This is a genomic window from Pragia fontium DSM 5563 = ATCC 49100 (assembly GCF_900112475.1).
GTDB classification, from domain to species: Bacteria; Pseudomonadota; Gammaproteobacteria; order Enterobacterales; family Enterobacteriaceae; genus Pragia; species Pragia fontium.
Window position 1 is genome coordinate 42,907 of sequence record NZ_FOLW01000004.1, and the last position, 15,727, is coordinate 58,633.

3 protein-coding genes are annotated in these 15,727 nt (G+C 49.2%); 2 read left to right on the top strand and 1 reads right to left on the bottom strand.

What is annotated here, in order from left to right:
* The first annotated feature begins 41 nt into the window (after positions 1-41).
* On the top strand, positions 42-683 hold the full coding sequence (locus tag BMZ28_RS07810) for a glutathione S-transferase family protein (protein ID WP_074822119.1): 642 nt from the start codon (positions 42-44) through the stop codon (positions 681-683).
* 59 nt (positions 684-742) lie between these two features.
* On the opposite strand, the gene BMZ28_RS07815 is transcribed toward BMZ28_RS07810, so the two are convergent.
* On the bottom strand, positions 743-1,240 hold the full coding sequence (locus tag BMZ28_RS07815; RefSeq protein WP_074822121.1) for a hypothetical protein: 498 nt from the start codon (positions 1,238-1,240) through the stop codon (positions 743-745).
* Positions 1,241-2,048: 808 nt separating this feature from the next.
* Here BMZ28_RS07815 and BMZ28_RS07820 point away from each other — a divergent pair.
* Positions 2,049-15,686, top strand: coding sequence for an Ig-like domain-containing protein (locus BMZ28_RS07820; RefSeq protein WP_074822124.1), 13,638 nt, complete (start codon positions 2,049-2,051; stop codon positions 15,684-15,686).
* Positions 15,687-15,727 lie beyond the last annotated feature (41 nt).

Below are 15,727 nucleotides of genomic sequence, written 5' to 3' on the forward strand. Positions count from 1 at the left end.
TTTGGTTTTTTCTAACAGGCTTAATCAAAGGAATCGATTTTATGACGTCAGATAAGGTACATATACTCGGCCCGCAGTTCAGTACTTTCGTGCGTAGCGTACAATTATGCTGCGAGGAAAAAGGGATTGCCTATACCGTTGGCTCGACAATCGACCAACAAACGGTATCGCTGAATGACGGTAGCCTGTTTCAGTTCCATCCCTTTGGTAAAGTGCCAGTATTAATTCACCATGGAAAACGTTTTTTTGAAACCCCGGCCATTTGTCGCTATCTGGATAACTGTTTTGATGGGGTCGCTTTACAGCCAGATACCGCCGAAGCTAAGGCCGAAGTTGATGAATGGTCAAACTGCTTGGCTATCTATGTTGATCGGGCGTTGGTGCGTGATTATCTGTTGGAATTTGCTTTTCCAAGAGGGCCAGAAGGCCAGATCAGAAAACAAGAGATTAAAGCAGCTGAACCTCAGGTGCTTAAAGTGCTTGGGCTATTAGATACAGAGCTGGGAAGTAAACCATTTTTTAAAGGCGACAACTTTACCATTGCCGATGCCATTCTTATTCCGATGCTGGATTACCTGCAAAGACTACCGCATGCCGAGCAATTATTCAGTGGGCTGCAATATTTACCCGGGTATTTACAGCGTATGCGTGACAGAGCATCCGCCAAAGCAGTTTTGATCTAAACGTTAATGGACGGTTATCGGCTAGACAATCGAAAGGGATGACCGATCATATCAATAGACTAAATCACCGTCATAAACGGAGCGGCTCGCTGTTGAAGTCGTTCGCACACTTCATTAAAGGTCGCTTCATTTTTCAACAGGCTTTTTTGAATTCGATATTTTCCCTGTAACGTCACGATTTCCAATGCTTCATTGTGTTGGCGATTAACCCGTTCTAATGCCCTGATATCGCCATATTGCACGGTGATGATTTTCGACATTACGTGACCTTTTGGGTAGTTAACGGAATCAGAGGTCAAGATCAGGTTCTGGCGAGAAGAAAAGCTGTTGAGCAGAATTAAGAACGACATGAGCGTCAGCAGGGCGAAAATGATGGCGGTTGCGGAAAGTAAGTATTGGGTTTGAGTCACCGAGAGTTTGGCCGATTGGCCAATCACCAACCACTGGTCAACATCATCGATTTGATTGAACGAAAAATAGGTTAACCAGCCGAAAAAGCCGATAGCCATCAGCACAAAAAAACGATTCATTTTATAAGGATATTTTATCCTATCCATAAGTGATTCCTTCTGGTGTTGGTGGCAAGTCGTCTGAATAACGTTAGTTGGCTTCACTATATTCGTCTGAGCCGGGAATAACAAATTAAGCAGGCCGATTGTTTCATTATCAAGCAATCCAGCACCTATATTCTTTACACTCAGCCGGTCTAAACGGTTATTGAAATTCGAACAATAATTATCATTTGAGATGGTGATCTATATTTTACTCAGGTAAATACCAATCATTAATTGTATTTAAATTACATGGCTCACTCTATTTCACGGTTTCATCTTTGAAACTTTTCTTATTAAACAAGTGCGACTTTTTATTTTATCCGCGGAGAGAAACCGGTGTATCTTAAATAATAGAGTGGAACGACACGACGATCGTTAATTTATGGTATTGCCATCTCGTTAATGAATAAATAAAAAAGCAGAGATAAAATTTTTCTTAATCTGATGAATTATATGAACTACTGGTTTAAATAAAATTATTTTTATAAATTAAATTATTTTTTATACTCTTCCTTTTAGCTGTTATTTTATTTTTGTTTAGTATTATCAATTGGTTAATTATTTTAATTTCATGCGTTATTTATTTTTATTGTCTATTCGTAATATTTCTTTGATTAAATGCCAAACCTTGCCTATATATCTACTTAATAAAACAAAATAGTTACTCAGCTTTATTTATTATTTTTTAAGGGATTGTGAATTTATTCCTGGGCCAAGTTTTGACTTCCTTTGGTTTTTAACCTTGCGGGAAGTTTTCTTGGCGTGGTTTGTCGTCGTATTTTGCATTTAACTCATAGGTAAGAGGTGGTACATGGCTCAGGAAAATAACGTGTTAGGAACTGTCGATGTGGTAGCCCAGGGTAGCGGTGCACAATTGGCGCATTATTCTCAAGGAAGTCGGGTTATTACGTTAACCCAATCTAGTGTAGTAAAAATTCATGGTAATCCAGATTTGGTTGCCAGCTATGAGCGGCAGGGCGATGACCTGATTGTTCATATGAAAGATGGCTCGACAGTACGCTATCAACGTTTTTTCTTTTTAGACCAAAATGGTGAGCACAGTGAACTGATATTTGTTGATGACAATGAAGCATATCGCGCAATATTCCCATTAGCCGATCTTCCTGGGCCTGCAACGGCTGAGGCAATCTCACCAACCTATGCGGCAGTGACAGGTAGCCTGTTTGAGGGTTCCGACCTTTCTGCCGGTGCACTGGCCGGGATATTAGCTGCTCTGGCTGTTGGTGCTGGCGTAGCGATTGCGGCTGGTACTGGCGGTGGTGGCGGTGGTGGACACAGCAGCAATAACGATGGTGGTGGTGTCGCCGAGCCTAAAGCGCCGACGGTTAAAATAACTGCTCTCGGCGGTGACGATAAGCTTAATCAGGCTGATGTCCAGGTTAGCCAACTGATTACCGGCACCACGACCAATGTTGAAGCAGGCCAAACGGTCACTGTTACGTTAAACGGTAAAACTTATACCACTCAGGTTGCTGCTGACGGCAGCTGGCAGGTCAGCGTTCCAGCGGCGGATCTGCAAAATCTGGCACAAGGGACAGGCACCATTCAGGTCAGCGTTAGTAATCAGGCTGGGCAAACCGGGCAGGATTCGCACGCTATCACCGTTGACACCGTTCCTCCAACTGTCACTATTTCGGCCTTTGCTGGCGATAATATTCTGGATAGCGCAGAGCGAAGTGCGTTTCAAATTATCAGTGGAACCGCTGTTGGTGCAGAAGGCAGAACGGTGACCATTACTTTAGGTAGCAAAACTTATACTGCAGTGGTCGATGCAGAAGGTCATTGGACAACCAGCGTTTCTTCTGTGGATCTGCAAGGCTTGGCCGACGGCAACTATACCCTGAGCGCCAAAGTTAGCGACGCAGCAGGTAACAGTGCAACGGCGAATGAGTCGATTACCGTTGTCTCTACTGAACCGGCGATTTCAATCAATACCTTTGCCGGTGATGATATTATTAATAGCGCGGAATCGAAAACCGGTCAGGTGCTAAGCGGTGACACGGTGAATGTGGAGTCGGGCAGCGCGGTGAGAATTACCATCAGCAACGACAATCCGCTAACCCGTATACCGGGCGGTAGTAACAGTCAGACATTTTTGGCAGAGGTTGATCTGGATGGAACCTGGCATATAGTGATTCCACCGGGTTCTCTGGAGCAATTATTTAATGGCCCGCATACCATCACCGCAGTAGTGACCAACGGTGCGGGACAGACTGCAGAGAGCACCCATACGATTACCGTGGATACTTCGCTATCCGGCATTGCCATTGACATCGTGTCATCTGATGATTACTTGAGCGCAACTGAGGCCACACAGGTATTGGCTATCAACGGGGTAACCAGCGGCGTGCCTGCCGGCACCCATGTTACCGTTATGCTCAATGGTAAAAGTTATGATGCGGTAGTAGACGTTGCCGGTAACTGGAGTGTTGGGGTTCCACCTGCCGATTTAAAACTGTTGGCGGACGGTGTGATAACCGTGACGGCAACGGTGGTTTCTTCAGGTAATACTTATACTGCCGATCATCCGTTTACCGTCCTTACTCATCAATCTCCACAACCTACACTAAATTCACCGTTTGGTGACGGTATTCTTAATCTGGCTGAAAGTGGCGTAAATCAAATTATTTCCGGTACCACAGGAATCACCGGTGCTGGACAAAGCGTGGTGGTGACCCTGGGAGGGGTAAGCTACGTTGCCTTTGTGAATGCGGCCGGACAATGGTCGGTTCTGATTCCCGCCAAAGATCTTCAGGCGCTGAGCGATGGCAATGCATCACTCAGCGTTAAAGTGACCGATGTGGCCGGTAACCCCGGGGAGCTCAACGGATCAGTGGTCGTGGATACCACGGCACCTACGCTGGCGGTTAAGGCGTTTGCCGGTGACAACATCCTGACGGCGTCGGAAGAAACGGGTGGGCAAATCCTCTCCGGTTCGGCATCGATAGCCGATCATGGAAAAACGGTGATGATCACCTTGAACGGTGTCTCTTATCAGGCCACCGTAGGAATAGATGGCAGTTGGAGTGTCAATATTCCGGCAACCGACCTGCAAAAACTGTCAGACGGTAGCCACACGATTAATATGTCACTCACGGATGCGGCAGGAAATACCACACAAACTACCTTACCGTTCGACGTTAAAAACAGCTTACCAACGCTGGCAATTCACACTTTTGCCGGTGATGATATTTTGAATAATGTTGAGGCAAAAGTTAACCAAACGCTTAGCGGCACCACGACTAATGCTGAAACGGGTAGCTTGATCACCGTGGTACTGAATGGTCAGGTTTATACCACTCACGTACTGGCTGATGGTAGTTGGAGCATTATCCTGCCTGCGGCTGAGCTGTCGGTGCTAAGTCAGGGTAATACCACCATCCAAGTCAGCGTCACCGATCTGGCTGGACAAACCGTTCAGTCGAGCCATGATTTTACTGTGGTTAACGGTGTTAGTGGTATTGCTATCAATACCGTTGCTGGAGATGACTACCTCAATCAAACAGAGGCCCAGTCGCCGGTTATGATTAGCGGTAGTACCAGTCAGGTTAATGTTGGACAACCGGTAACGATCACGCTAAACGGTAAAGAATATATTGCGTTAGTGCTGCCGGACGGTAGTTGGCAAGCGGAGATTTCGCCTCAGGATTTATCCGCGTTGCAAGATGGTACTGCCACGATTACCGTATCCGTTATCGATCAACATGGTAATACGTTAAGCAGCAGCCATGACTTTAACGTCCTGACCCATACGTTACCCGATCCATCCATCAATACGCCTTTTGGCGATAATGTTTTGAATGCTCTGGAAACACAGAGTGCTCAGTTGCTATCGGGAACAACTGGCATTAGCGGAGCCGGGCAAACGGTGGTGGTTCATTTTAACAATGTGGACTATAACGCTATCGTTGATGTTAACGGTAATTGGAGCTTGAGCCTGTCTCCGAGCCAGTTGCAACAAATATCCGAGGGTCCACTCCAGTTTGGCGTGACGGTAACCGACATAGCCGGTAACCAGTCTGAGGTGGTGGCGACGACAAGTATTGATACTCTCGCCCCAGTGTTGACCGTAAATCCGTTTACCGGTGACGACCGAATCAATATTGCCGAAGCGCAGATTGATCAAACATTGTCCGGTACGGCGATTGGGGCTGAAGCGGGACAGACGGTTGATATTACCCTCAATGGTAAACACTACAGCGCCATTGTTGATGCCAGCGGCAACTGGAGCGTGAACATTCCTGGTGCCGATTTACAGGCTTTGCCGGATGGTAATTTAACCATACAGCTCAGCGTGGCGGACAAGGCCGGTAATCAGACGACGAGCCAACACGATATTCTGTCTTCAGGCAATCCACTGTATCCACCGGTGATTAGTATCGATTCTTTTGCCAGCAACGATGTGTTGGACGGAGCAGAACAACAAACCGATCAGTGGGTAAGAGGTGTCGCCTATTATGTCGAAACCGGCCAAACCGTTACCTTGACCTTTGATGGAAAAACCTATCAGGGCGTGGTTGATGCCACGGGTCATTGGGCAATTAAGGTGCCGTCGGCTGATTTGGCTCTGTTAAGCGATGGTTCTTATACCCTACAGGCTAGCGTGAGCGACCTGAGCGGTAATATTGGAATCGATAGCCATAATATTATCGTGAATACTCAGCTTGGTTCACTGGCGGTGAATGCGATTACCGGTGACGATCTTGTCAACCTCAGTGAAGCCGAGTTAGGTTTAACCATTAGTGGTACATCGGTTGGCGTCCCTGCGGGTACCAACAATTTGACCATCATGTTAAACGGTAAAACCTATGTTACATCCGTTCTGGCCAACGGTACCTGGAGTTACCATATTCCAGCCATTGATGCGCAGGCGATTGCTGATGGTGGTGCCAGTGTTGTGGTCTCTGCGTTAAACGATGCAGGAAATCCGGTTAGCAGTACACACGATTTTACCGTGATTACTCATGCTTTGCCTGATGTCACCATGAATACACCATTTGGCGATGGTGTGCTTAATTTACAGGAAGCGAATAGCGTACAAACGCTGAGTGGCTCAACCGGTGTGTTAGGCAACGGGCAGAGCGTGACGGTTAATATTGGCGGTCAAGACTATACCGGAACCGTTGACAGTCAGGGTAACTGGTCGGTCACGTTACCGGCTGGAAGTTTGGCGTTGGTTGATAACGGCCAATTACCGATTACCGTCACCGTTAATGACATTACAGGTAATAGCGATACTTTAGTCAGTAATGTACAGGTAGATAAAGCGTCTCCTTCGCTGAATGTTAATGATATCTCAGGAGACAATACGATTAATGCTGCGGAAGCGCTGGCACCGATCGAGGTTTCAGGCACCGCTTCATTGGATGTGGTTGGGCAAACGGTATCGATCACTCTGCCTAACGGAATGACGTATACCGGTGTTGTTGGCGTTGGTGGAATATGGAGCATTACGATTCCGGCTGGCGACTTAAGCAATATCCCTGACGGACAACTCGTGTTGACCGCCAGCATCAGCGATCCGGCGGGAAATACCACTACGCTGGATGTGCCGGTTCAGCTTAATGCCTCTGCGGCCAATCAACCAACTATCCACGTCAATATTACTTCTGGAGATGACTACATTAACGCGGCTGAATCGCAGTTGGCGTTAGTGATTTCCGGTACAACTATCCATGTGGCAGCTAATCAGCAAGTCACTATCACGCTGAATGGAAAAACCTATCAGGCGGATGTTCTGGCGGATGGCAGTTGGAGTTATAACGTGCCAGCTGAAGATGTTCAGCAATTACCGGATGGTAAACTGACGATTAATGCCACGGTAAACGATACTTCTGGCAACGTCGCTCAGGGTTCTCGTGATGTGACAGTGATTACCGATGCCGAGAATTTGCCGCAGATTCAGGTTAATGTCGTTGCTGACGATGATGTTATTAATGCGCAAGAGGCGCAGAGTACAGTGACCATTAGCGGCACGACTCAGAACGTCACCGAGGGGCAGACGGTTACCGTTACGCTACATAACGTGACTTATACCGCGATTGTTGATGCGTCAGGCAACTGGTCGGTAGATGTCCCTGCCGATCAGATACAAGATCTGCCACAGGGCGCACAAAATATCACTGTACAGGTGAGTGACGTTGCTGAAAATAGCGTCAGTACCACCCATGGTATTTCCGTCGATACTTTGCCTCCGTTACTCGAAGTTGATGTCGTCGCTGATAATAATATTCTTAACTTCGTTGAAGCATCATTGGGTCAAATCCTGTCTGGGATGACCGAGCCAGGATTAACGGTACATATTAGCATTAACGGGGCTGAAGTCGCTCAGGTGACAGCGGATGGCACAGGTCACTGGCAACTGGAGATATCGGGTACTGACCTGCTATCTCTGCCACAGGGTGCAAACAGCATCGAACTGTCGGTGACCGATGCAGCAGGCAACACCAGTACTTTACCGATTGAGCTGTTGGTGGGAACCAGTAATTTGCCGACGTTGACGTTGGATCAGCCGTTTACCGATGGCCTGCTTAATATTGCAGAAGCGACGGCGGGCGGTACGCTCACTGGCTTGGCGACTAATCTGCCGGCCAACACCGCTGTCAACGTTATGATTGGCAATCAAAGTTTCACCGGAACGGTAGACGCAGATGGTCATTGGAGCGTCTCTATTCCAGAGAACGTACTGTTATCGTTAGCCGATGGCACTACATCCATTAGCGTCACTGCTTCAGACAGCTTTGGTAACGAGGCTTCAGCTAACGGTTCTCTGGTGGCGCTGGTTAATTTATCACCGATAGCGGAGATTACCACGCCGCTGTTTATCGATAATATTTTAAACCTTGCCGAAGCGACCAGCGGACAAATCTTAACCGGGAACTCAGGATTGGTCGGCGCCGGTCAGACGGTATTGATTACGCTGGATGGCCAAACCTATACCGGCACGGTAGACAATTTGGGTAATTGGTCAGTTCCGTTGCCGCCAGCAGTTCTACTGGCATTGGCTGATAGCAGTCATAGCGTTAGCGTAACGCTAAGCGATGCGGCAGGAAATACCACCGTTAGCGCACCAGTAAACTTCAGCGCGGATACGCATAATCTGCCAAGTCTGCATATCAACGTTATCTCCGAGGATAACTACATTAATGCCAATGAGGCGCAGGCCAAACTGGTTATTTCCGGTACCACAACGTTCGTTGAAGCCGATCAGCAAGTCACTATTTTGTTGAATGGTAAAACCTATACGGCTACCGTTCAGGCGGATGGTCGCTGGAGCTATGAGATTCCGGCTGAGGACGTTTTATTATTGCCGGATGGTCCACTCAACATCAATGCCAGCGTCACTGATACCGGTGGCAACCCAGCGCAGGATGTACATGTTGTCACCGTGATTGCTACGGCGGCTAATTTACCGCAAATCTTTATTAATGCCGTTGCCGAAAATGACATCATTAATCAGCTAGAGTCACAGAGTAGTGTGACGATTAGTGGATTTACTCATAATGTGTCTGAAGGGCAGATTATTACCATTACATTAAACGGAATACCTTATCCGATTGCTGTAGATGCGTTGGGGCATTGGTCGGTAAACGTATCCGCTACCGATGTGCAGAATTTGCCGCAGGGCTCGCAGAATATCTCGGTTCAGGTGAGTGATATAGCGGGTAATGACATAACAGTACTTCATGCTATTCAGGTTGATACGCTACCGCCATTGCTGAGCGTTAGCGATATTACGCTGGATAACGTGCTTAACCTAGCTGCTGCTCTGGCGGGTCAGGTTTTGTCAGGGACTACCGACGCGGGCTTAACGGTAAATATCACCATTAATGGCGTCACCACCCAAGTCACCGCGGATGGCTCCGGCCACTGGCAGTTATCCTTGTCTGCTGCCGAACTGTTGGCATTACCGCAGGGCGATGTCAGCATAGGTCTGTCGGTAACCGACAGTGCGGGTAATACCACCACCACAGCGCTGGACTTAACCATTGCAACCGGTAATTTGCCAACGTTAACGTTGGATCAGCCGTTTACCGATGGCTTGCTGAATATTGCTGAAGCGACGGCAGGTGGTTCACTATCCGGACTGGCGACCAATCTGGCGGCTAATACACCAATTAGCGTCACCATTGGCAATCAACAGTTTAGCGGCATTGTGACGGCCGATGGACACTGGAGTGTGAACATTCCTGCCGGCGCGCTGTTACTGTTAGCGGATGGCTTAACCTCTATCTCGGTCACCGCCGCAGACAGCTTTGGCAACCCGGCCTCGGCAAATGGTTCGCTGACGGCGCTGGTGCATTTGCAACCGACGGCCTCCCTTAGCGTTCCACTGTTTATCGATAATGTCCTAAACCTTGCTGAAGCAACGGTTGGTCAGGTGCTAACCGGAACATCTGGTTTGGTTGGCGGCGGTCAATCCGTGTTTATTACGCTGGATGGCCAACAATACCCAGGACTGGTGGATGCACTGGGCAACTGGACGGTACTGTTGCCACCGGCGACGTTACTGGCTTTGGCGGATAGTGGCCATACTATTAGTGTAACCTTGACTGATGCGGCGGGTAATACCACCACCAGTACGGGCGTCAACTTTACGTCGGTGATACATACCTTACCAGCACCAACCCTTGATCTACCGTTTACTGACGGCATTCTGAACTTTAGTGAAGCTTCATCCGGGGGGGAATTAACTGGCTCAACTCATATCACAGGTGCAGGCCAAACGGTAACGATCAGCATCAACGGTGTATTGTTGACGGCAGACGTTGACAATAACGGTAACTGGAGTCTGCCGCTGGATTCCGCCACTTTACTGGGCTTACCGGACGGCACTTGGCCGATAACTATTACCGCAACCGATAGCGCAGGCAATAAGGTTAGCGTTGTTCAGTCGGTGGATGTATTAACCCATACGCTGCCTAATGCGACGATTAATACACCATTTGTCGATGGTTTGTTAAGTATTGCCGAAGCCAACGCCGTTGGCGGACAGGTGATTTCTGGAAATACCGGAATAACGGGTGCGGGTCAAACTGTGGTGGTGACCATTGATGGCGTGCCACAGACGGTCGTGGTACTGCCTACCGGACAGTGGAGCGTTGCGCTGGACAGCACCGCGCTTAATACACTGGGTGGTGGAAGCCATGATATTCACGTTAGCGTAACCGACAGTGCGGGTAACAACTCTCAGCAGGATCTCAGTTTCAATTCGTTGCTGACGGCACCAACACCGGTCATTAACCTACCGTTTGGTGATGGAATTCTTAACCTAAGCGAAGCCGGACAAATTGCCATTGTGACCGGTATAACTGGCATCGTGGGCGGAGGTCAGGGTGTTACGCTCAAGGTTGACCTTAATGGAATAACTTATCCGGCAACGGTAGATGTTAACGGTAACTGGTCGGTTAGCATTCCTGCTAATGCGCTGTCGGCGTTGGGTAATGGAACCCATTCCCTCAGCGTAACGGCAACGGATGCTGCCGGTAACAGTACTACCGTGAGTCAGTCTTTCAGCACACAATTTACCTTGCCTCAGCCAACGTTAGCCACGCCGTTTGACGATAGCTATTTAAACATCAGCGAGGCCAGCAGTGGCCAAACCATAACAGGGCTGTTGAATGTGGTCGGCGACCCGACCAAAGCGACGGTGACGGTGACGGTTGGCGGCGTGCCGCATACCGCTACGGTCTATGCCAACGGTACTTGGTCGCTAGACTTGTCATCCAGCGATTTGATTACGCTGGGCAGCGGCGATAAAGCGATTGTGGTTAGCGTAACCGATGAGGCGCTGAATACCAACAGCACCACCAGTTATGCCCATTTCTCACTGACGCCACCAACTATTACGGTTAATCCGTTTGCTGGTGATAACACGCTGAACTATGCCGAGAGTCAGCAAACGCAGATTCTCAGCGGTATGACAACCAACGTTGAATTCGGTCAAACGGTCACTATCATGATTGGTGGTAAATCGTTTACCACCACGGTAGGGTTGGATGGTAGCTGGTCATTGGCGATTGCGCCGGTCGATCTGGCGACGCTGACCAGCGGAACAATCAACGTTAGCGTGGAGGATATAGCTGGCAATAGTGCAGCGGCACCATCGGTAAATCTGACGGTGAATAACGCTGTGCCAACGCCATTCCTGACGCTGGATCCGGTCGCGGTTGATAACGCGTTTAACCTGACGGAATCGCTACAACCATCAGTGACTATTAGCGGTACTGCGGCTCTATCCATGATAGGAGAGACCGTTACCCTGACGTTGGGCGGGTTGATTATCCCACCAACCATTATTGGATTGGATGGCCGTTGGAGCATCACTATTCCAGGGGGGATTGCATTATTGCCAGACGGCGTTTATACGTTAACGGCAACCGCAACCTCGCTGCTAGTTGAGACAGCATCAACATCGACCAGTATTTTGGTGGATCGCATACCACCAACACTGACGGTTGGTACTTTTGCCGGTAATGACGTACTCAATGGAACTGAAGCCGCTAGCGCTCAAATTCTGAGCGGAACCGGCAGTGAAATTGGCAGCAGTGTAACGATAACCCTGAATGGCCATACTTATCATGCCGTGATTCAGGCCAATGGTAGCTGGAGTGTTCCAATCTCTTCAGCCGACCTGAGCTCGTTGCCACAGGGAACACAAAATATCGTGGTCACTCTGGTGGACAAAGCGGGTAACGTCACTACCGTTCCACATCCTATTACCGTGGATACCGTGGCACCGCTGCTGTCGGTTGATGTCTTAGGTGTTGGTGATGTTCTGACTGCTGCCGAGATTCTGTTAGGGCTGCCGTTGGGGGGTAAAGGTAATCCGGGTGATACGGTCACCGTTAAACTGGGGCCATTGACCTTAACGGCATTGGTGGATGGTAATGGTGATTGGCACGTTAATTTCCCAACGTTGCAATTACAAACGCTGGTGGATGGTCCGCAGGTTATCAACGTTAGCGTCGGTGATGCAGCAGGTAACGTGACATCGGTTAACATCGGACTGGACGTGGCGCTTAACTCGTCACTGGGTGCTGGCGTTGATGACGTATTTGGATCAGACGGCATTTTGAATCTGGTCGAGTCACTGTTAACTCAGACCCTGACAGGAACGGCCACCGGCGACTATAACGGCGCGGTGGTCAGCGTGACGTTGTTGGGACAAACCTTCACTGCGAATGTAGGTAACAACGGCAAGTGGAGCATCAATCTGACGCCTGACCTGTGGCAAGGCTTGACCGCCAATACGCTGGATCTGGATTTCAGTATTACCGATGCTAACGGCAACGTTGTTAACCAGATTGTGCATACCAAGCTGGCGCTGACGGATCTGCCGATTATAAATTCAATCGTTGCCTTTGAAGATAACTTCCTCAATCAGTTAGAAGCAGGTGCTTCCCAACTGATTAGCGGTACGATCGGCAACATGGCTCCGGGTACTACAGTCAGCGTGACGCTAGGGACGAAAACCTATACTAACGTCACTGTTGATGCTAACGGTAGCTGGTCAGTATCAATACCGCCTCTCGATCTGGCCGCGCTACAGGATGGGCTTACCAAAGTATCGGTAGCCGTTACCGATGCCGGTGGTAACGTTGTACAGCAGAGTATCGATCTGGGCGTTATTACCCATAATCTGCCGGTGATTCATCTTAATCCTCTGTTTGGTGACGGTATCTTAAGCCTTAACGATCTGCTGGGCGCGTTATCGATTGGCGGTACGGCGACAGGACTGGCTGGACAGGTCATCGATATCAACATCGCCGGCGTTCCAACGCTTAACGCGACGGTTGGATCTGATGGTAGTTGGAGTGTGGCGTTAACGCCGTCAGTTATTCAGATTTTACAAGGACTGGGCAGCGGGAATATCACCGTTTCCGTAACGGCCAACGATGTGGCTGGCAACCCGGCAACGGCAAGCGCCGGACTGAAGTTGGATCTGCTGGCACCCGTGTTGGATACCATTTCGCTGTTTGACAATGGTCTGCTTAACGCGCTGGATGCTACGACGGCTCAGGTGATTAGCGGCACGGTGGCAAATGCGCCGGAGGGAAGTACTGTCAGCGTGGCGTTGGGAGGGAAAATCTTTACCGCTCTCACTCTGGCAAATGGCACCTTCCAGATTACCGTTCAACCATCTGATTTGACACAGTTACCGGATGGTTCGCTGACGGCAAACATTACCATTACCACACCTGACGGTAACACCAATACCATAGGTGCTAACTTACTGGTTGGATTGAAGAATCTGCCAGTCGTGACGCTGGACTCGTTGTTTGACGGCGATGGCTTCCTTAATCAGGCGGAGTCGGCGGTTGCTCAGTTAATTAGCGGTAAGGTGACTAACCTGACCTCCGGAACAATACAGGTTAATGTGGGTGGGAATCTACTTAATGCCACCATTAATCCGGATGGTACCTGGAGCACTTCGGTTTCAGGCTCAATTCTAAGCCTACTGCCGGATGGTCCACTCAACATTAGCGCCACTGTTACGGATGCCGTTGGTAATACCAATACTGCATCGGCTTCGCTGAGTACCATTATTCATAATCTACCGACCATTTCCATTGGCTCGATCTTTGGCGATGGCTTGCTGGGCGTCGGCGATTTGCTGACCTCTCAGTTGATCAGCGGTACGGTAACCAACCTGACAGCGGGTACACAGTTGACTATCACTTTGGGCGGTTCTACTTACCAGACAACGGTAGATAGCAACGGTAAATGGAGCCTGTCGATAGCGCCGCTAGATTTGCAAGGCTTGTTGGATGGCAATCTGACCGTTGGCGTATCGGCTAAAGATGCGGCAGGCAATACGGCTTCGGCCAGTGCAGGATTACAGGTTTCAATCCATGCACTGCCGACGTTGACGCTGGACAGTATTTTTAGCGACGGTGGATTGAATGCCAATGACATCCTGAGTGCTCAGGTGATCAGCGGTCATTCAACAAATGCGGCGGGATCTACGGTACAAGTCACGCTGGCCGGTGTCACTTATAGTGCCACGGTCGCGGCAGATGGAAGCTGGGCGCTGAGCGTGCCGTCATCGGCTCTGTCTGGACTGGCCGACGGTAATTTCAACATTGGCGCTACGCTGACTAACGTACTTGGCAATGTTGCCAGTACCAGTGGCGTATTGGATGTCATTACCCAGACTTTACCGAATATTACGCTGGGTTCGATATTTGGCGGCGATGGATTCCTCAATATCTCTGAGGCTGGCATCATTCAGACGCTGGGCGGGACGGTGACTAACGCGGCTGGTGGCAGCGTAACGGTAACATTAGGCACCACCAACTATAACGCCACGGTGAATCCGGACGGTACTTGGTCGCTGAATTTACCACCAAGCGTCTTGGATGCACTGAATGATGGAACATTACACGTTGGTGTTACCGTCACTGATAAGGTTGGCAACAGTAAAACCATCGATGGTGGCGATATCGTGGTTAAACTGAATCCACCACTGCTGTCATATAACCCATTGACTACGCTGAACATTAGCAACTTATTGACTAAGGGACTCACCATCGGTGGCGGTTCACTCAATCTGCTGCCTAACTCCGAGGTGAAAATCTCATTGCTCAACATTGCTTCAGTAACGGCGCGTACCGATGCCAATGGTAACTGGAGCGCCACGCTTAGCCTGACACTGTTGCAACTGCTGTCGTTGAATCTATTGACGCCTATTCTGGAGTTGTCCGCACAAGATCAGGCAGGGAATATTTTTGAGGCCACATTAGGTCTGGGAACTGCGCTGACTCTGCCAGCGCCAGAACCAACGCTGCTGGCTGCACCAATGATGGAATCTCTGGTGTTGGATACATCGACGGATTCCTTGAATACGACGACCAACAACAGTCTGTCAACGAGCACCAGCTCTTTAGCACCGGAGGATAATACGTCTAGCGGTACGCAAACCACATCAACCTCGACTACCTTTACCATTGGTGGCGTAACGATTGATTTGGCCGACGGTAGCCATAACAGTGGTGAGTCGGTGCAGGGTAGCAGCGGCAATGATGTGATTCACCTTAGCTCGCTGGGCTTTACCTCTATCGATGGTGGAACGGGTATCGATACCTTGATTCTGGAAGGCTCTAATATGAATCTGGATCTTACCCAACTGGCAGGCAAGATTGCCGGTATCGAAATCTTCGATTTGGGCAGCGGTGGCAACAACAGTATTACCTTGGACCTGCAGGAGTCATTAACCGTGAAGGATACCGCGCAGGATCAACTGCTGATTAAAGGCTCCGCAGGGGATCAGGTGAATTTGGTACACGGACAGGGTGATATCTGGAATGTCAGTGGTCAGAGCGTGGTTAACGGCGTGATTTACGATGTTTATCATAACTCATCTCAAGGCATGAATACCTTAGGCGATGTTCTGGTACAGCAAGGTTTACACGTCAATTTAGTTTAACTAGCCAGTATACCGGTGCGGCTGATTGTCGCACCGGTAAA

Excerpts from the sequence above, each read along its gene's own strand:
- BMZ28_RS07810 (WP_074822119.1), top strand. The coding sequence starts at position 42 with ATGACGTCAGATAAGGTACATATACTCGGCCCGCAGTTCAGTACTTTC.
- BMZ28_RS07815 (WP_074822121.1), bottom strand. The coding sequence starts at position 1,240 with ATGGATAGGATAAAATATCCTTATAAAATGAATCGTTTTTTTGTGCTG.
- BMZ28_RS07820 (WP_074822124.1), top strand. The coding sequence starts at position 2,049 with ATGGCTCAGGAAAATAACGTGTTAGGAACTGTCGATGTGGTAGCCCAG.